General features: G+C 52.0%; 17 protein-coding genes. 12 read left to right on the forward strand and 5 right to left on the reverse strand.

What is annotated here, in order from left to right; translation table 11 throughout:
- Positions 1 to 158: 158 nt before the first annotated feature.
- A complete protein-coding gene (gene pbpG, locus HV311_RS08370; RefSeq protein WP_016153699.1) occupies positions 159 to 1,106 on the forward strand; it encodes a D-alanyl-D-alanine endopeptidase in 948 nt (315 codons plus the stop codon).
- 100 nt (positions 1,107 to 1,206) lie between these two features.
- On the opposite strand, the gene dld is transcribed toward pbpG, so the two are convergent.
- Entirely contained in the window at positions 1,207 to 2,916 is a 1,710-nt protein-coding gene (gene dld / locus HV311_RS08375; RefSeq protein WP_016153698.1) for a D-lactate dehydrogenase, read from the reverse strand.
- A 232-nt stretch (positions 2,917 to 3,148) separates the two neighbouring features.
- On the opposite strand from dld, the gene bglX reads away from it, so the two are divergent.
- The 5 genes from bglX to HV311_RS08400 all read left to right on the forward strand — a co-directional run bounded on the left by bglX (position 3,149) and on the right by HV311_RS08400 (position 9,419).
- On the forward strand, positions 3,149 to 5,446 hold the full coding sequence (gene bglX, locus HV311_RS08380) for a beta-glucosidase BglX (protein ID WP_191220955.1): 2,298 nt from the start codon (positions 3,149 to 3,151) through the stop codon (positions 5,444 to 5,446).
- Positions 5,447 to 5,664: 218 nt separating this feature from the next.
- Entirely contained in the window at positions 5,665 to 6,582 is a 918-nt protein-coding gene (osmF, locus tag HV311_RS08385) for a glycine betaine ABC transporter substrate-binding protein OsmF (protein WP_049041070.1), read from the forward strand.
- A 15-nt stretch (positions 6,583 to 6,597) separates the two neighbouring features.
- On the forward strand, positions 6,598 to 7,764 hold the full coding sequence (locus tag HV311_RS08390; RefSeq protein ID WP_049041107.1) for an ABC transporter permease: 1,167 nt from the start codon (positions 6,598 to 6,600) through the stop codon (positions 7,762 to 7,764).
- The gene (locus tag HV311_RS08395; protein WP_016153694.1) at positions 7,757 to 8,704 is read left to right on the forward strand and encodes an ABC transporter ATP-binding protein; all 948 of its coding nucleotides are present in this window, start codon (positions 7,757 to 7,759) and stop codon (positions 8,702 to 8,704) included. Before HV311_RS08390 ends, HV311_RS08395 begins: the two co-directional genes overlap by 8 nt.
- On the forward strand, positions 8,688 to 9,419 hold the full coding sequence (locus HV311_RS08400) for an ABC transporter permease (protein WP_191220956.1): 732 nt from the start codon (positions 8,688 to 8,690) through the stop codon (positions 9,417 to 9,419). The genes HV311_RS08395 and HV311_RS08400 overlap by 17 nt, the downstream gene beginning before the upstream one ends.
- Here the strand turns inward: HV311_RS08400 and HV311_RS08405 are convergent.
- Positions 9,400 to 9,507, reverse strand: coding sequence for a protein YohO (locus HV311_RS08405; RefSeq protein WP_003027354.1), 108 nt, complete (start codon positions 9,505 to 9,507; stop codon positions 9,400 to 9,402). The two genes, HV311_RS08400 and HV311_RS08405, sit on opposite strands and share 20 nt — an antisense overlap.
- A gap of 74 nt (positions 9,508 to 9,581) precedes the next feature.
- Entirely contained in the window at positions 9,582 to 10,313 is a 732-nt protein-coding gene (gene mlrA, locus HV311_RS08410; protein ID WP_016153692.1) for an HTH-type transcriptional regulator MlrA, read from the reverse strand.
- A gap of 225 nt (positions 10,314 to 10,538) precedes the next feature.
- Here mlrA and HV311_RS08415 point away from each other — a divergent pair, with 225 nt between their 5' ends.
- The 3 genes from HV311_RS08415 to HV311_RS08425 are packed head-to-tail and all read left to right on the forward strand — an operon-like array spanning position 10,539 to position 13,457.
- Positions 10,539 to 12,224: a sensor histidine kinase gene (locus tag HV311_RS08415; protein ID WP_016153691.1), complete on the forward strand. Its 1,686-nt coding sequence runs from the start codon at positions 10,539 to 10,541 to the stop codon at positions 12,222 to 12,224.
- On the forward strand, positions 12,221 to 12,940 hold the full coding sequence (gene btsR, locus HV311_RS08420; protein WP_016153690.1) for a two-component system response regulator BtsR: 720 nt from the start codon (positions 12,221 to 12,223) through the stop codon (positions 12,938 to 12,940). Before HV311_RS08415 ends, btsR begins: the two co-directional genes overlap by 4 nt.
- A gap of 46 nt (positions 12,941 to 12,986) precedes the next feature.
- The gene (locus HV311_RS08425) at positions 12,987 to 13,457 is read left to right on the forward strand and encodes a DUF1456 family protein (protein WP_016156965.1); all 471 of its coding nucleotides are present in this window, start codon (positions 12,987 to 12,989) and stop codon (positions 13,455 to 13,457) included.
- 42 nt (positions 13,458 to 13,499) lie between these two features.
- Here the strand turns inward: HV311_RS08425 and HV311_RS08430 are convergent, their stop codons facing one another.
- Together HV311_RS08430 and metG are read right to left on the reverse strand one after the other, a co-directional pair.
- Positions 13,500 to 13,958 carry a YehR family lipoprotein gene (locus tag HV311_RS08430; protein WP_047416218.1) on the reverse strand — a complete coding sequence of 153 codons (459 nt, stop codon included), beginning with the start codon at positions 13,956 to 13,958 and terminating at the stop codon, positions 13,500 to 13,502.
- 207 nt (positions 13,959 to 14,165) lie between these two features.
- Positions 14,166 to 16,199, reverse strand: a complete 2,034-nt coding sequence (gene metG / locus HV311_RS08435) for a methionine--tRNA ligase (RefSeq protein WP_191220957.1) — start codon at positions 16,197 to 16,199, stop codon at positions 14,166 to 14,168.
- 164 nt (positions 16,200 to 16,363) lie between these two features.
- Between metG and apbC the strand changes: the two genes are divergently transcribed.
- The 3 genes from apbC (at position 16,364) to yehD (ending at position 18,831) form a co-directional block, all read left to right on the forward strand.
- Positions 16,364 to 17,473: an iron-sulfur cluster carrier protein ApbC gene (gene apbC / locus HV311_RS08440; protein ID WP_016153686.1), complete on the forward strand. Its 1,110-nt coding sequence runs from the start codon at positions 16,364 to 16,366 to the stop codon at positions 17,471 to 17,473.
- A gap of 264 nt (positions 17,474 to 17,737) precedes the next feature.
- Positions 17,738 to 18,019, forward strand: a complete 282-nt coding sequence (locus tag HV311_RS08445) for a DUF2574 family protein (protein WP_191220958.1) — start codon at positions 17,738 to 17,740, stop codon at positions 18,017 to 18,019.
- A 272-nt stretch (positions 18,020 to 18,291) separates the two neighbouring features.
- Entirely contained in the window at positions 18,292 to 18,831 is a 540-nt protein-coding gene (gene yehD, locus HV311_RS08450; protein ID WP_181630296.1) for a fimbrial protein YehD, read from the forward strand.
- The last annotated feature ends 30 nt before the right edge of the window (positions 18,832 to 18,861 follow it).

The following is an 18,861-nucleotide window of genomic DNA, read 5'->3' on the forward strand; positions in this document are numbered from 1 at the left end:
GTTGTTGACGTAAAAGTCAGCAACGCAGCATTTCGAGACGATTCTCCTGTGGCAGCAAACCTGCCGGATCGCTATGATGCCTGAGCTAGCTTGAGATAATACTTAATCTCTGGCGGTGTGCGTTGTGACGTGCGTGAACCATTATCAGAAATCTCATCATGCTGAAATTCCGAGTTTCATTATTAAGCCTTGCCCTGGTGCTGGCCGTTCCTTTTGCACCCCAAGCCGTGGCGAAAACGGCAACTACCGCAGCGGCTTCTCAACCTGAGATAGCGTCCGGTAGCGCGATGATCGTTGATCTGAATACCAACAAAGTTATCTATTCGAACCACCCGGACCTTGTGCGTCCGATTGCGTCGATTACCAAATTAATGACGGCGATGGTGGTGCTTGATGCACGACTGCCGCTGAATGAAAAGCTGAAAGTCGATATTAGCCAGACGCCAGAGATGAAAGGCATTTACTCTCGCGTACGACTGAACAGCGAAATCAGCCGTAAAGACATGTTATTGCTGGCGCTGATGTCATCAGAAAACCGCGCGGCGGCGAGCCTGGCGCATCATTACCCGGGCGGATACAACGCGTTTATAAAAGCCATGAATGCCAAAGCGAAAGCGCTCGGCATGACTCAGACACGCTTTGTGGAACCCACTGGCTTGTCGATTCATAACGTCTCGACCGCCCGTGACTTAACCAAGCTGCTGATCGCCAGCAAACAGTACCCGCTGATCGGCCAGCTAAGTACCACGCGTGAAGATATGGCGACGTTTGCCAACCCTGCGTATACGCTGCCGTTTCGTAACACCAACCATCTGGTATACCGCGATAACTGGAATATTCAGTTAACGAAAACCGGGTTTACCAATGCGGCAGGTCACTGTCTGGTGATGCGCACAGTGATTAACAACAAGCCGGTGGCGCTGGTGGTGATGGATGCCTTTGGCAAATATACTCACTTTGCCGATGCCAGCCGTTTACGTACCTGGATTGAAACGGGCAAGGTGATGCCGGTTCCGGCGGCGGCGCTGAGCTATAAAAAGCAAAAAGCTGCGCAGATGGCGGCGGCAGGTTCGGCGAAGGGCGAGCAAACCGCACAGAACGATTAAATAAGATATCTTATCCGGCCTACGCATAGCGAATGTAGCAGTAGGCCGGGCAAGCAAAGCGCCCCGGCAACATGCCCAGTAGCGCTTATCTTTTTCAGATTTACGATTCTTTCCAGAACTTCTGCTTACTCGTTTTCCCAATACCCGGATTCATACTGTTGGTGGGGTCATTCTCACGGTAAAAACGGGTCAAGGTTTCCGGCGCCTGATACAGATGCCCGACGTTATGCTCTGCCGGATACTGCGCCCCACGCTCGCGCAGGAGTTCCAGCATCTGCTCTTTGAGCGCATGCGCATCCACGCCTTTTTTCACGATGTAATCCTGATGGAAGACGTAACACATAAAGTGACCGTAATAGAGTTTGTGCACCAGTTGACTGTCGATCTCTGGAGGCAGATGCTCGTACCATTCGGTGTCGTTACGACGCAGCGCGATATCCAGCGCCAGAATATCTTCCACCTCATCCGCATGTACGGCCTGATAACGAATAGCCGCGCCAGCCGCCGCGAAGCGGTGCAAGAACGCCTTGCTGCCTTCTTCCGCCGTACAGGCAAAGAAGTCGCCTTCAGCGGTTTTGAAATACTCGCTTAGCCAGTTTTGGGCTTCAGCCACGCCGCCACCGGCCATTTTTAACAGCAGGTGATGCTCGTACTTATCGCGCCAGCTTTTCATGCGCGCCGGTAAGTGACTGGGGAATAAATGACCAAATTTCTGCATTGCCCGGTCGGTGAAGTGAGGACGGAAAATTTTCACTTTTTCCAGCATCGCATCGGTGCGGCCTTTCAGGGTGAAGAAGAACGGCATTTTGTCGGTGCCGAGCTTGTCGATCATCAGAAACGTATCTTTGCCGTATTGCTCAGCGATGTCGTAAATATCGCGGTGCATATATTCACCGGCGACCGGCAGATGCTCGAATTTTGCCAGAATATGACGGCGGATCTCCGTCAGCACCTCTGGCTGGTTGGTGCCGATGTAAAAGACCTGCTGGTTTTTTTCGGCTTCGAAGGTGTCCAGACGCACGGCAAAGACCGCGAGCTTGCCTGCACAACCGGACGATTCAAACAAGCGATCCGGGTCGGCGTTATAGCGTGCGGGCGTGTCCGCGTCGATATCTCTGACGCGGGTAACGTAGTCATGATCGTGCGCGTGACGTCCGTCGTGGCGAACATCGTCATCTCTAATACGCTCGTCATCCAGTTTGCTCAGGATCTGCTCCGGGGTCTGGCCCAGCTCGATACCCAGATGGTTAACCAGCTGTAATTTTCCCTGTTCATCAATACGCGCAAACAGCGACATCTCCGTGTATGCCGGGCCGCGCTGTACCAGCGAGCCGCCGGAGTTGTTGCAAATGCCACCGATAACCGAAGCGCCGATACAGGAAGATCCGATTACCGAATGCGGCTCACGGCCAAACGGTTTGAGCGCTTTTTCCAGCGAATAGAGCGTGGTTCCTGGATAGGCCAGCACCTGTTCACCTTTGCCGATGACGTGCAGCTTATCAAGACGCAGGGTGCTGATAATGACAATCTCGCGGTCGTAATCATTACCGCTCGGCGTAGATCCTTCGGTCAGGCCGGTGTTAGCGGCCTGCATCAGGATAATTTTATCCGCGGCGACGCAGGCGCTCAAAACGCGCCACAGTTCTAAAAGCGACCCGGGGAACACGACGGCAAGCGCATCGCCCTGGCCGGAGCGGAATCCCTTGCGATAGCGGGCGGTTTTAGCAGGTTCTGTCAGCAGGTGTGAATGACCCACCAGACGGGTCAGTTCATTCAGGAAAGCTTTATTATCTGTTGTAATGGAAGACATTCTCCACTCCTTGTGGTGGGACTCAATATCAGGAACAAGCATAGCGCTTTGTATGACAATACGCTTTCTCATTCATATTGTCTCTGGTTCGTCTTTTACTGATTCGCGCTGGTTTCGAAAATTAGGAGAATAACCTTAGCTTTCTTTATCGCTCCCGTTTAGTCTTACGGCAAACTGCGGTTTTTGTTATATTTTCGCTGCCTCGTCGGGAAAAAATAAAGAGAGAATCAACATGAAATGGCTATGTTCTGTAGGTGTCGCGGTGAGTCTGGCATTGCAACCAGCGTTGGCGGACACTCTGTTTGGTAACCATCCACTGACGCCAGAAGCGCGGGATGCCTTCGTTACCGATTTACTCAAGCAGATGACCGTGGATGAGAAGATTGGGCAACTGCGTTTGATAAGCGTCGGGCCTGATAACCCGAAAGAAGCCATCCGCGAGATGATCAAAGACGGGCAGGTTGGGGCAATTTTTAACACCGTCACGCGCCAGGATATCCGCAAAATGCAGGATCAGGTGATGGATCTCAGCCGCCTGAAAATCCCTCTCTTTTTTGCCTACGACGTATTGCACGGTCAGCGTACCGTATTCCCGATAAGTCTCGGTCTGGCATCCTCCTTTAATCTCGATGCGGTCAGAACCGTTGGTCGAGTGTCTGCGTATGAAGCCGCCGATGATGGTCTGAATATGACCTGGGCACCGATGGTCGATGTCTCGCGCGATCCGCGCTGGGGCCGCGCCTCGGAAGGGTTTGGCGAAGATACGTATTTGACCGCCACGATGGGCAAAACCATGGTGGAAGCGATGCAGGGTAAAAGCCCGGCCGATCGCTATTCGGTGATGACCAGCGTCAAGCACTATGCCGCCTATGGCGCGGTTGAAGGCGGCAAGGAATACAACACTGTCGATATGAGCCCGCAGCGTTTGTTCAACGACTATATGCCACCGTACAAAGCCGGACTGGACGCCGGTAGCGGTGCGGTGATGGTGGGGCTTAATTCGCTGAACGGCACGCCGGCGACTTCGGATGCATGGCTGTTAAAAGACGTGCTGCGCGATGAGTGGGGCTTTAAGGGCATTACCGTTTCCGATCACGGCGCGATTAAGGAACTGATTAAGCACGGTACCGCCGCCGATCCTGAAGATGCGGTGCGTGTGGCGATCAAGTCCGGCATCAACATGAGCATGAGCGATGAGTATTACAGCAAATACCTGCCGGGGTTGATTAAGTCAGGTAAGGTGACGATGGCGGAGCTGGACGACGCTGCGCGTCATGTGCTGAACGTGAAATATGATATGGGGCTGTTTAACGATCCGTACAGCCATCTGGGGGCCAAAGAATCTGACCCGCAGGACACCAACGCGGAAAGCCGTTTGCACCGCAAAGAGGCGCGTGAAGTGGCACGTGAAAGCCTGGTGCTGCTGAAAAACCGTCTGGAAACATTGCCGCTGAAAAAATCCGCCACCGTAGCGGTTGTCGGTCCGCTGGCCGACAGCAAGCGTGATGTGATGGGCAGTTGGTCTGCTGCCGGGGTTGCCGATCAGTCGGTAACGGTGCTGAAGGGGATTAAAAATGCCATCGGCGAGCAGGGCAAAGTGGTATACGCCAAAGGGGCGAACATCACCAACGACAAAGGCATTGTCGACTTCCTCAACCAGTATGAAGAGGCGGTGAAGGTTGACCCGCGTTCGCCGCAGGCGATGATTGATGAAGCGGTTAACGCCGCGAAGCAGTCTGACGTGGTGGTCGCGGTAGTTGGTGAAGCGCAGGGAATGGCGCATGAAGCCTCCAGCCGCACCGATATCACCATTCCGCAGAGTCAGCGTGACCTGATTACCGCGCTGAAAGCCACGGGTAAACCACTGGTTCTGGTACTGATGAACGGTCGTCCGCTGGCGCTGGTTAAGGAAGATCAACAGGCCGATGCGATCCTCGAAACCTGGTTTGCCGGGACGGAAGGCGGTAACGCCATCGCCGATGTGCTGTTTGGCGATTACAACCCGTCAGGCAAGTTGCCGATGTCTTTCCCGCGCTCTGTCGGACAGATCCCGGTCTATTACAGCCATCTTAATACCGGTCGCCCGTATAATGCCGATAAGCCGAATAAGTACACGTCGCGCTACTTTGACGAAGCGAACGGTCCGTTGTATCCCTTTGGCTATGGCCTGAGCTACACCACATTCACGGTTTCTGATGTGAAACTCTCTTCTCCGACGATGAAGCGTGACGGGACCGTGACGGCCAGCGTGCAGGTGACCAACACCGGCAAACGCGAAGGTGCGACGGTGATTCAGATGTATTTGCAGGATGTTACCGCTTCAATGAGTCGTCCGGTAAAACAGCTGAAAGGTTTTGAGAAGGTGAATCTTAAGCCGGGTGAAACCCAAACCGTTAGCTTCCCAATTGATGTTGAAGCGCTGAAATTCTGGAACCAGCGTATGCAATACGATGCCGAACCGGGCAAGTTCAACGTCTTTATCGGCGTGGATTCTGCCAGAGTGAAGCAGGGCGAATTTGAACTGCTGTAATTGATATCATGCCTGATAGCGTGACGCTTATCAGGCCTGCGAAATCGTACCATCCGGTAAACTCACTTTGGGTTTGCCGGATTTTTTTTATTGTATTATCGCCTTAGCGCGAGTAACTCGCAGTGTTACTACCCAATTGCCAGGTTAAGGCTTGATTTTTCGACTATGCTTTTTCCTCAAGTCTCTGAAAAGGGCCGTAAAAGAATGAGGAGTGCAGCATGATAATTTCAAAAGTTTGGGTGGGTTCGCTGGCGTTATTAGCCGCGATCAGCTTGCCCTTACAGGCCGCGTCACCCGTCACGGTCGGTTCAAAAATAGATACCGAAGGGGCGCTGCTCGGCAACATTATTTTGCAGGTGCTCGAAAGTCACGGCGTGAAAACCGTTAATAAAGTACAGCTGGGTACCACTCCGGTGGTGCGTGGGGCAATCACCTCTGGTGAACTGGATATTTATCCGGAATATACCGGCAATGGCGCATTCTTTTTTAAAGATGAGAATGATCCTGCATGGAAAAATGCGCAGGCCGGTTATGACAAAGTGAAAAAGCTGGACGCAGAGCAAAATAAGCTGATCTGGCTAACGCCTGCGCCCGCCAACAACACCTGGACCATTGCGGTTCGCCAGGATGTCGCGCAAAAGAATAAGCTTGAGTCCCTTGCCGATTTAGGCCGTTACCTGAAAGACGGGGGGACGTTCAAACTTGCCGCCTCTGCGGAATTTATCGAACGGGCTGACGCGCTGCCTGCCTTTGAAAAAGCCTATGATTTCAAACTGAATCAGAATCAGCTGTTGTCGCTGGCGGGGGGGGATACCGCGGTGACGATTAAAGCAGCGGCGCAGCAGACCTCTGGGGTCAATGCGGCGATGGCCTACGGTACCGATGGTCCGGTTGCGGCGCTCGGTCTGCAAACATTAAGCGATCCACAAGGCGTGCAGCCCATTTATGCGCCAGCGCCCGTTGTGCGTGAATCGGTGCTGAAGGACTACCCGCAAATGGCAGAATGGCTACAACCGGTATTTGCCAGCCTGGATGAAAAAACGCTGCAACGGCTGAATGCCAGTATCGCCGTGGAGGGGCTGGATGCGAAAAAAGTCGCAGCAGACTACCTGAAGCAAAAAGGATGGGTGAAGTAACGGAGTTTGCAGCAGGTGGGTGTTTTGTCGAATATTTCAGTAAATCGGGTGCTGTTGCTGCTGGTGTTTCTTACCATCGCGGCGGCAGCGCTTCCTTTCATCAGCTATGCTCCCAATCGCCTGGTTTCCGGTGAAGGTCGTCAACTCTGGGATATCCAACCCGACATGGCGTGGGGATTAGCGGCGGCCTGTGTGCTGCTGTTTCTTCTGTGCTTTGTACCGGGAAAATCCGGCAATATATTGACGCTTATTGTTAGCCAACTGTTGGTGATTGCGGTGCTGGTCATCGCCGGCACAACGGCAACGTATCTGGCTCAGACGGGTAGCCCGCTGGCCAGAACCAGCCTGGGCAGCGGGTTCTGGTTAGGGCTGGGACTGATGCTGCTTGCAGCCAGTGACGCCATTCGTCGCATCACCGAACGGGCGTCGTGGCGTTGGTTATTGCACGCACAAATATTCATTTTGCCGCTGGTGTTACTGCTCTCCGGTACGTTTAACGATCTTTCTCTGCTTAAAGAATATGCCAATCGCCAGGATGTCTTTAACGACGCGCTGGCGCAGCATCTGACGATTCTGTTCGCTACCGTGGTGCCCGCGCTGCTCATTGGCGTGCCGCTGGGCGTCTGGTGTACATTTTCTGTCTCCCGTCAGGGGCCGGTATTCGCGGTACTGAACATCATCCAGACTATTCCCTCCGTCGCGCTGTTTGGCCTGTTAATTGCGCCGCTTGCCGGACTGGTGAAGCACTTTCCCTTGCTGGGTTCGCTTGGCGTAGCGGGAACCGGTCTGACGCCTGCACTTATTGCGTTGGTGCTGTATGCGCTCTTACCGCTGGTTCGCGGCGTAGTGGCCGGGTTGAATCAGGTTCCACGCGATGTACTTGAAAGCGCCCGGGCGATGGGGATGAGCGCGCGTCAGCGGTTTATCTCGGTGCAGTTTCCACTGGCGCTGCCGGTCTTCTTGCGCAGTTTGCGAGTGGTGATGGTCCAGACGGTGGGGATGGCGGTGATAGCCGCGCTGATTGGTGCAGGGGGATTTGGCGCGCTGGTCTTTCAGGGATTGCTCAGTAGCGCCGTTGATTTAGTGCTGTTGGGCGTGATCCCGGTCGTTGTGCTGGCTGTGTTGATTGATGCGCTGTTTGATTTAGGGATCGCGCTGCTAAAGGTATCGAATAATGATTGAATTTCGCCATGTCAGTAAAACCTATGGCCAGCAAAAAGCCGTCGACGACCTGAACCTGCAGTTAGGAGAAGGCAGCTTTTCGGTATTAATTGGCACGTCAGGTTCGGGCAAGTCTACCACGCTAAAGATGATCAACCGGCTGGTTGAACATGACAGCGGGCAGATCCGTTTCGCCGGGGAGGAGATCCGCAGCCTGCCGGTGCTGGAGTTACGACGGCGCATGGGGTACGCGATTCAGTCTATTGGTTTGTTTCCCCACTGGACCGTCGCGCAGAATATTGCCACCGTACCGCAGCTGCAAAAGTGGTCACGTTCACGTATTGATGACCGAACAGATGAACTAATGGCGCTGCTGGGCCTTGAGGCGAGTTTGCGCCACCGTTATCCGCATCAGCTTTCCGGTGGACAACAGCAGCGGGTTGGAGTTGCGCGTGCGTTGGCCGCAGATCCGCAGGTGCTACTGATGGATGAGCCTTTTGGCGCGCTGGACCCGGTCACCCGCGGCGCGCTGCAGCAGGAGATGACGCGTATCCACCGTTTATTGGGACGTACCATTGTGCTGGTGACGCATGATATCGACGAGGCGCTGAGACTGGCGGAGCATCTGATTTTGATGGATGCGGGAAAAGTTGTGAAGCAAGGCACGCCGCTGTCGATGCTCACTGCGCCAGCGAATGATTTCGTGCAAACTTTTTTTGGCCGCAGTGAACTGGGCGTAAGGCTGTTGTCGCTGCGTACGGTAGGGGATTTTATCCGTCGCGGCGAACACTCAGACGGCGAGCCGCTGGTGGATGAGATGACGCTACGTGATGCATTGTCGGTGTTCGTGGCGCGTGGCTGCGATGTCTTGCCGGTCGTGACGCCGCAGGGGTTGCCCTGCGGGACGCTTCATTTTCGCGATTTGCTTTCGGAGACGCCGACCCGTGAAACGTCTTGCTGATCCATTGCTATGGCTTGTTGCGCTGTTTCTGATCCTGTTGGTGGGGTTGCCTCACAGTCAGGCCCTGTTTAGTTCGCTATTTCCGACGCTGCCGCGTCCCGTGTATCAGCAGGAAAGTTTTACGGCGCTGGCGTTGAGTCATTTTGCGTTGGTGGGGATTTCAAGCCTTATTGCCGTCATCATTGGCACCGGAGCGGGAATAGCGGTAACCCGGCCCTGGGGCGCGGAATTCAGGCCGATGGTGGAAACGATTGCCGCCGTGGGGCAGACATTTCCTCCGGTCGCCGTGCTGGCGATCGCCGTACCGGTGATGGGGTTTGGGCTTGAACCCGCGATTATCGCGCTGATTTTGTATGGCGTGTTACCAATCTTGCAGGCAACTCTGGCGGGACTCGGTGGAATTCCTCCCAGCGTGATGGATATCGCCAGCGGAATGGGCATGAGTCAGGGCCAGCGGCTGCGTAAAGTGGAGTTGCCGCTGGCGGCACCGGTTATTCTGGCGGGAATTCGCACGTCGGTGATTATTAATATCGGCACCGCTACGATAGCGTCAACCGTCGGGGCCAACACGTTGGGCACGCCGATTATCATCGGCCTGAGCGGGTTCAATACCGCCTATGTGATTCAGGGGGCGCTGCTGGTCGCGCTGGCTGCGGTGATCGTTGACCGCGGGTTTGAGCGATTAGCGAGCCACCTTACCCGGCACGTAAAATGAATGTGTAGCCTGCCAGCATGACGCCGCCGATACCGCCGATGGCCATCAGCAGGAAGAGGGTGATGACACCGATTTTAGCTGCGCTCATTATGCACTCCTTATGTGAATCTAAGGATTGTACACGTTTGTTAACAGAATATTAAGAGCCGATCCTGGTTGGCTTTAAATACCGAGCGGATAAATATCGTGACCTAACGCGCGCCATTCGTTCAGTTGTTGCTGCTGAGCGGGCGTTTGGCTTTCGCCGCACCAGACCAGTAAGGTTCGCCCTTCAAACAGCTCTGGTCGCAATTGGTTTAGCGAGTGGGCGAGGACGTCAACGCGCCATCCCTGCTGGCTGGCTACCCAACCCTCCAGCCATAAGCGGGTGGTATCATGAATGTTCCAGCCGACAACCAGGGCATCTTTCCCCTGTTTCTTGCGCGCAGAGGCCAGACAAATCGCGATGTAGTTGATGAGGACACCGTCGAGGATCCCCAGTAACGCCTGCAGGATCGGCTGCTGACATTGCAGGCGGCGGCGTAACGGAATGAACAAATGGGTGTTGAGCGTTTGTGCGGGATAATCCTGACCACGCTCTTTGATCCACATCCTGAGGCTATGCAGATTATTACTTTGCAAATAGCTCAACAGCGTTTCTTGCTGTTCGCGCCAGCCGTTATGCACATCAATGTTCTCATTGCTGAGCAACATTTTTACCTTACTGACCTGAACGCCGTTATTTATCCAGCGTTTTATCTCACGGATCCGGTCGATATCCGCGTCGTTAAACAGGCGATGCCCGCCGTCTGTTCGCTGCGGTTTCAGTAATCCGTAACGCCTCTGCCACGCGCGTAAAGTGACAGGGTTGATATCACAAAGCAAAGCCACTTCACCTATTGTGTAAAGCGCCATCGTCGTCTCACTTATGCTCGCGAGGTCCCAGTTTTACTTTAGACGCTCTTTTGCGAACCAGGTAGTTTTGTCTGTTTTTTGATCAACAAATGGGTGAATTTGTAGTCATGCTCGCGCTTTCGAGTGATCGTTCTCACAAATTCCTTTTTTTTTGCAACACTTCAAAGAAAGTTACGCGCAGCCCATGTATGTTACGCGCTTTTAAGTGATGTGTGGTTGGCAGGTATGTACGAGTTTAATCTGGTGTTGCTGCTGCTTCAGCAGATGTGTGTGTTTCTCGTTATCGCGTGGCTCATGAGCAAAACGCGTTTGTTTATCCCGCTGATGCAGGTCACGATCCGGCTCCCGCACAAGCTGCTTTGCTACGTTACCTTTTCCATTTTCTGCATTTTGGGCACCTATTTCGGGCTGCACATTGATGATTCTATTGCTAATACCCGTGCTATCGGCGCGGTGATGGGCGGGCTGCTTGGCGGCCCGGTGGTCGGCGGTTTGGTCGGCCTAACCGGTGGCTTACATCGTTATTCAATGGGCGGAATGACGGCGCTCAGTTGCATGATTTCGACCATTGTGGAAGGTTTGCTCGGCGGGCTGGTGCACAGCGTGCTCACCCGTCGTGGCCGTACCGATAAAGTCTTTAGCCCACTGACCGCGGGTGCCATTACTTTTGTCGCCGAACTGGTACAGATGCTGATCATCTTGTTAATTGCCCGGCCGTTTGACGATGCGTTTCGGCTGGTCAGTAATATCGCCGCGCCGATGATGGTGACGAATACCGTGGGCGCAGCCTTATTTATGCGTATTTTGCTCGATAAACGGGCGATGTTTGAAAAATATACCTCTGCTTTTTCCGCCACTGCGCTCAAAGTTGCCGCCTCAACGGAGGGTATTTTGCGCCAGGGGTTTAACGAGGTTAACAGCATGAAAGTCGCTCAGGTGCTGTATGAAGAGCTGGATATCGGTGCTGTGGCAATTACCGACCGCGAGAAGCTGCTGGCATTTACCGGCATTGGTGACGATCACCATCTACCCGGAAAACCTATTTCGTCGTCGTACACCCAACGGGCGATAGAAACCGGAGAGGTGGTGTATGCCGATGGGAATGAAGTCCCTTACCGCTGCTCTTTGCACCCGCAATGCAAATTAGGCTCGACGCTGGTGATCCCTTTGCGGGGGGAAAACCAGCGGGTGATGGGAACCATCAAACTGTATGAAGCCAAAAACCGCCTCTTTAGCTCGATCAACCGCACGCTGGGGGAAGGGATCGCCCAACTGCTTTCGGCGCAGATTCTGGCCGGGCAGTATGAGCGGCAAAAAGCGATGCTCACGCAGTCGGAAATCAAACTCCTGCATGCACAGGTGAACCCCCATTTTTTGTTTAATGCGCTCAACACCATCAAAGCCGTGATCCGACGTGATAGCGAGCAGGCCAGCCAACTGGTGCAGTATCTGTCGACGTTTTTTCGCAAAAACTTAAAACGTCCGTCGGAGATTGTGACGCTGGCTGATGAAATTGAGCACGTTAATGCCTATCTGCAAATTGAAAAGGCGCGATTTCAGTCGCGCCTGCAGGTGACTTTGACGGTGCCAGATGCGCTTTCGTATCAGCAATTACCTGCCTTTACCCTACAACCTATTGTGGAGAATGCCATTAAACACGGTACCTCTCAGCTACTGGATACCGGCGAAGTGTCGATTACCGCCCGCCGCGAAGGGCAGTATCTGATGCTGGATATTGAAGATAACGCCGGGTTGTATCAGCCAACGTCTGAGGCCAGCGGATTGGGTATGAATCTGGTTGATAAACGACTGCGCGAGCGGTTTGGCGACGATTTTGGCATCAGCGTAGCGTGTGAACCTGACCGCTTTACCCGAATCACTTTACGACTTCCTCTGGAGGAACTGGCATGATCAAAGTGCTGATTGTCGATGACGAACCGTTAGCGCGGGAGAATCTGCGGATCCTGTTGCAGGCGCAAAGCGACATCGAGATCGTCGGCGAATGTTCGAATGCGGTGGAAGCCATCGGCGCGGTACATAAACTGCGTCCGGATGTCCTGTTCCTTGATATTCAGATGCCGCGTATCAGCGGTCTGGAAATGGTTGGCATGCTTGATCCTGAGCATCGTCCGTATATTGTTTTCCTTACTGCGTTTGATGAATATGCAGTGAAAGCTTTTGAAGAACACGCGTTTGATTATCTTCTCAAACCGATTGAAGAGGCGCGACTGGAAAAAACGCTGAGCCGTTTGCGTCAGGAGCGCACGAAGCAGGATGTATCGCTACTGCCGGAGAATCAGCAGGCGCTGAAGTTTATTCCGTGCAGCGGCCACAGCCGAATCTATCTGCTGCAAATGGATGACGTGGCGTTTATCAGCAGCCGCATGAGCGGCGTGTATGTGACCAGCAGCGATGGTAAAGAAGGTTTCACCGAACTGACGCTCAGAACGCTGGAAAGCCGTACACCTTTGCTGCGCTGCCATCGGCAGTATCTGGTGAATATGGCGCAATTGCGGGAGATCCGTCTGGAAGAAAACGGTCAGGCCGAACTGATTTTACGCAACGGGCTGACAGTTCCGGTAAGTCGCCGTTATCTTAAAAGTCTAAAAGAGGCGATTGGACTGTAAAACTGATACACTGCGCGCCATTGCATCACCGACAGTTGAAGGCTCTATGCTAAGTAACGATATTCTTCGTAGCCTGCGCTACACCCTGAAAGCGAACAATAACGACATGGTGCGTATTCTTGCGCTTGCTGACATGGAATCCACCTCCGCAGGTTTTGATACCTGGATGACAAAAGAAGATGAAGCCGGGTTTATTCGCTGCCCGGATATCATTCTCTCCGGATTTTTAAACGGTCTGATTTATCATCTGCGTGGTAAAGACGAGTCTGCGCCGGAACTGGCGCTTGAGCGTCGTGTTAACAACAATACGGTGCTGAAAAAGCTGCGTATCGCCTTTTCGCTGAAAACCGATGATATTCTGGCCATTATGACCGAGCAGAAGTTTCGTGTGTCGATGCCGGAAATTACCGCCATGATGCGCGCGCCGGACCATAAGAACTATCGCGAATGCGGCGATCAGTTTCTGCGTTATTTCCTGCGGGGTTTGACGTCGCGAGTGCACAAAACGAAAGCGTAAAACGACGCTGGCGACCGCGATGAATTTCGGGTCGCCAGGATGTTATTTCACTTCTTTAAAACCCGCCGATTCCATTACCGTTTGCATTTGCTTCATGCTGATATTTTTATCGGCTTTCTCAGAAAGCTTCATTCCGGAAATTGCCTGCAACGCTTTTATATCGACTTTTTCCATATCGATAGTGACATTTTCCTGCGCGTAGGTATCTGTATAGGTGAGCTTTTCTTCTACGCCTGCAATATTTTGATATTTGGCGCTTAACGCATCGAATACTTTTGCGGCTTCCTCTTTATTGCTGGCACCGATAGAGGCATAGCTGATTTTACTTTCGGAGCTTTGTTTCAGAACTTTGTCACCTTTATAGGTGTAAGAGACGGTGATATCCGAACCGTTAAGATTGGCATTGAATGTTTTCGTCTCTTCTTTATCACCACAACCCGCCAGAGAAAAAACCACAACCGATGCCACGGCGAGAGAAACTAATTTTTGTAACGCTGTCATGTAAAACTCCATTTTATGAATATCGAATGCTAAATAATAACGCCAATGAATATGAGGGCCGGGCGGCCTTAATAGCAGAGCAGTATAGAATAAATCTAATAGCGATGGCTAAGCAGTCCGAAAATGGAGTGGGGGAGCGTGTTTAAGATTAAAGGTAAATCACTCAGCAAAAAAAGCGCTGCAGTTGCAGCGCTCGAGATGTCTGATTTATTTCACCTGTTGGCCAGGTTTTGCGCCTTCGTCCGGGCTTAACAGGAAGATATCTTTCCCGCCAGGACCTGCCGCCATGACCATCCCTTCAGAAATGCCGAAGCGCATCTTACGAGGTGCCAGGTTAGCAACCATAATGGTCTGACGTCCAACCAGGGTCTGCGGATCCGGATAGGCAGAACGAATACCAGAGAAGACGTTACGCTTCTCGCCGCCGAGATCCAGCGTCAGACGCAGCAGTTTATCAGAACCTTCCACAAACTCGGCGTTTTCAATCAATGCCACGCGCAGGTCAACTTTGGCGAAATCGTCAAAGGTAATGGTTTCCTGAATCGGGTCATCCGCCAGCGGGCCGGTTACCGGTGCGGCAGCGGCCTTCACTTCTTCTTTCGACGCTTCCACCAGCGCTTCAACTTGTTTCATGTCGATGCGATTGTAGAGCGCCTTAAAGGTGTTGACCTTGTGACCGAGCAGCGGTTGCTTAATGGCATCCCAGCTCAGCTCGCTGTTCAGGAAAGCTTCTACACGTTCAGCAAGCGTTGGCAGAACCGGTTTCAGGTAAGTCATCAGGACGCGGAACAGGTTGATACCCATGGAGCAGATCGCCTGCAGGTCGGCATCGCGGCCTTCCTGTTTAGCAACGACCCACGGAGCCTGTTCGTCAACGTAGCGGTTTGCCACATCGGCCAGCGCCATGATTTCACGGATAGCTTTACCAAATTCACGGCTTTCCCATGCTTCGCCAATCACCGCAGCAGCGTCAGTGAAGGTTTTATACAACGCCGGGTCGGCCAGTTCAGCCGCCAGTACGCCGTCAAAACGCTTGCTGATAAAGCCTGCGTTACGTGATGCCAGGTTGACTACTTTGTTGACGATATCGGCGTTTACACGCTGAACGAAGTCTTCCAGGTTCAGGTCGATATCATCAATGCGTGAAGAAAGCTTCGCTGTGTAGTAGTAGCGCAGGCTGTCGGCGTCAAAGTGCTTCAGCCAGGTGCTGGCCTTAATGAAGGTCCCGCGAGATTTGGACATCTTCGCACCGTTTACCGTCACATAACCGTGTACAAACAGGTTGGTCGGCTTACGGAAGTTGCTGCCTTCCAGCATCGCCGGCCAGAACAGGCTATGGAAGTAGACGATGTCTTTACCGATGAAGTGATACAACTCAGCGTCGGAATCTTTCTTCCAATACTCATCAAAACTGGTCGTGTCGCCGCGCTTATCGCACAGGTTTTTGAACGAACCCATATAGCCAATTGGTGCGTCCAGCCAGACGTAGAAGTACTTGCCTGGCGCATCCGGGATTTCAAAACCGAAGTATGGGGCATCGCGGGAAATATCCCACTGCTGCAGGCCGGATTCGAACCATTCCTGCATTTTGTTGGCGACCTGCTCCTGCAACGCGCCGCTGCGTGTCCAGGCCTGCAGCATCTCGCTGAATGACGGCAGGTCAAAGAAGAAGTGTTCGGAGTCGCGCATTACTGGCGTCGCGCCAGAAACGACGGATTTCGGCTCGATAAGTTCGGTTGGGCTGTAGGTTGCGCCGCAGACTTCACAGTTATCGCCATACTGATCCGGAGATTTACATTTCGGGCAGGTGCCTTTAACGAAACGGTCCGGCAGGAACATGCCTTTTTCCGGATCGTAAAGCTGGGAGATAGTACGGTTCTTAATAAAACCGTTCTCCTTCAGGCGCATATAAATCAGCTCAGACAGCTCACGGTTCTCTTCGCTGTGCGTAGAGTGGTAGTTGTCATAGCTGATGTCAAAACCCGCAAAATCAGTCTGATGCTCCTGACTCATTTCACCGATCATCTGCTCTGGCGTGATCCCAAGCTGCTGTGCTTTCAGCATGATTGGCGTACCGTGTGCGTCGTCCGCGCAGATGAAGTTAACCTGGTGGCCGCGCATTCGCTGGTAACGGACCCAGACATCAGCCTGGATGTGCTCCAGCATATGGCCGAGGTGGATAGAGCCGTTGGCGTACGGCAGCGCGCACGTTACCAGAATTTTCTTCGCGACTTGAGTCATAGTGGGCAATTACTTCTTTTGTAGTGAAAAGGGCTTTGATAGTACCAAAATGGTAATTACTGCGCCAAGCGATAAGGGCATTTATCCGTAAATGAATAATTGTTGCGGTTGGAGTAAACTACCTGGTGACTATTGTATTTTCAGAACAACAAAAAGGAGTCGGGATGAACGCACAATCCCAGGCCAAATCACCAGAGACCCTGCGCGCGATGGTTGCCGGGACGCTGGCGAATTTTCAGCATTCAACCCTGAAGCATAATCTGACGACGCTTAAAGCGTTGCATCACGTCGCCTGGATGGATGACACGTTGCACGTTGAGCTGGTCATGCCGTTTGTCTGGCAGAGCGCGTTTGAGGACTTAAAAGAGCAATGTAGCGCCGATCTGCTGCGTATTACTGGTGCGAAAGCAATCGACTGGAAACTGTCGCATAACATTGCGACGCTGAAACGCGTGAAAAACCAGCCGGGCATTAATGGTGTAAAAAACATCATCGCCGTCAGTTCGGGTAAAGGTGGCGTGGGTAAATCCTCAACTGCCGTGAACCTGGCGCTGGCGCTGGCTGCGGAAGGGGCGAAGGTAGGGATACTGGACGCCGATATTTATGGCCCGTCAATCCCGACGATGCTCGGTGCGGAAAACCAGCGTCCAACCTCTCCAGACGGTACCCATATGGCGCCGATCATGTCTCACGGCCTGGCGACAAACTCTATTGGTTATCTGGTTACTGACGATAATGCGATGGTGTGGCGCGGCCCGATGGCCAGCAAAGCCCTGCTGCAGATGCTGCAAGAAACCTTATGGCCGGATCTTGATTACCTGGTACTGGATATGCCGCCGGGTACGGGGGATATCCAGTTGACGCTGGCGCAAAACATTCCGGTCACGGGTGCGGTTGTGGTGACCACTCCGCAGGACATCGCGCTGATCGATGCGAAAAAAGGCATCGTGATGTTCGAAAAAGTCGAAGTGCCAGTGCTGGGTATTGTTGAGAATATGAGTATGCATATTTGCAGCAACTGCGGTCATCACGAGCCAATCTTCGGCACCGGTGGCGCGCAGAAACTGGCTGAGCAGTATCACACCCAACTGCTGGGACAGATGCCGCTGCATATTTCTCTGCGTGAAGACCTGGATCGTGGTACGCCGACGGTCATCAGCCGTCCTGACAGCGAATTTACCGCCATTTACCGCGACCTGGCAGGACGTGTCGCTGCCCAGCTCTACTGGCAAGGGGAAGTGATCCCGGGTGAAATTGCCTTCCGCGCGGTGTAATTAATAGCGTTACAAATATTCACTGTATCAATAATTCATTGATGCAGTGAATATATTGGATGAAAAATCTCACTCAATTATTTATCCGGACTGTATAATTCATGTCTTTTTCTGAATAAACACCCTCAATGCATCATTTAAATTGATCAAATTGGTCGAATTAATCTACAATCTCAATTAGTCTTAGCGAGGCAGTTAATCCATAATCTACTGGAAAGACGGCTTGTGTGCTGTTTCCCAACCGATACAGGAATAATGAACGTAATGAAAAAAAATTTATTCTTGGGAGTTATTACTGTGGCTTATGGAATGAGCGCTTCTGCTTTCGCCACAGATACTGCCACCCTGAATATCAATGGTCGGGTAACTGAACCCACCTGTAGCGCTGATGTTGTAAATAACGAAGTGCAGCAACGCTGTGGCAATGCCATTTCCTTTTCAAACGTCAGAGCGGGTGTTTCCAATCCAACAAAAGGTGCGGTAACTGAAATTGTTACTATCACCGGTGACGCTACACGACAAATTGTGATGACGCGTTACGATTAAACGTCTTATATCAGCCATGCATTATTATTGTGAATAATGCGTGGCTGATCATTTCTCTGAAGAATTCCATTCCGACAGTTAATCTCGTAAATTTATTAATTTAAAAGAATAAAAAAATCGACTGATTTGTTTCTATTATATTGCGCTTTGCAATTTGTTTTAAATCAATAAAACAACGCGTTTACATTGCGATAACGTTTCTGGTGTGCGAATTTAATTTCACGGGTTAAGTCCTCTTAACCAATAGAAGTTAATTCATTAAGGAATATACGATGAAACGTTCAATTATTTCCGCTGCTGTTCTGTCCGCTGTAGTTATGAGCGCTGGGGCTTTTGCTGCTGATTCTGATCAGGGTGAACTGATTATTACTGGTAAGGTAGTAGGGACCACCTGTAAATTTACAGGGGATACCACTGCGACCATTGGTATGAACCAAATTGGTGCTGACAGATTAAATGCCTTAAGTGCTGGTGGTGTTTATGAAGGATACTCAAATAAAACCACTGTGCCATTGACAGTTGAATGTACAGGAAGTAAAGCACCAAAAATTACTTTCTCCAGCTCCCAATTTGACAGCGAAAATAAATATATTACACGAAATACCGCAGCAAATAATGGTGCTGGCTTCACCGTATACTATGGTGATGATTTTACTAAACAGGTTAACCCCGATACAGGTATTGAGTTAACTAAAACTGCGGACAATAAATATACTCTAAACTTTAGCGCACGCTATGCGAAAATTGGTACTGCCAGTGTTTCCGCTGGTGATGTGGCCTCTTCGCTGACGATGACTGTTGTTACTGATTAAGATGACTATCCTGTTTGTCGGCGGCTCCGG

The sequence above is a fragment of the Citrobacter sp. RHBSTW-00881 genome (assembly GCF_013728515.1).
GTDB classification, from domain to species: Bacteria; Pseudomonadota; Gammaproteobacteria; order Enterobacterales; family Enterobacteriaceae; genus Citrobacter; species Citrobacter braakii.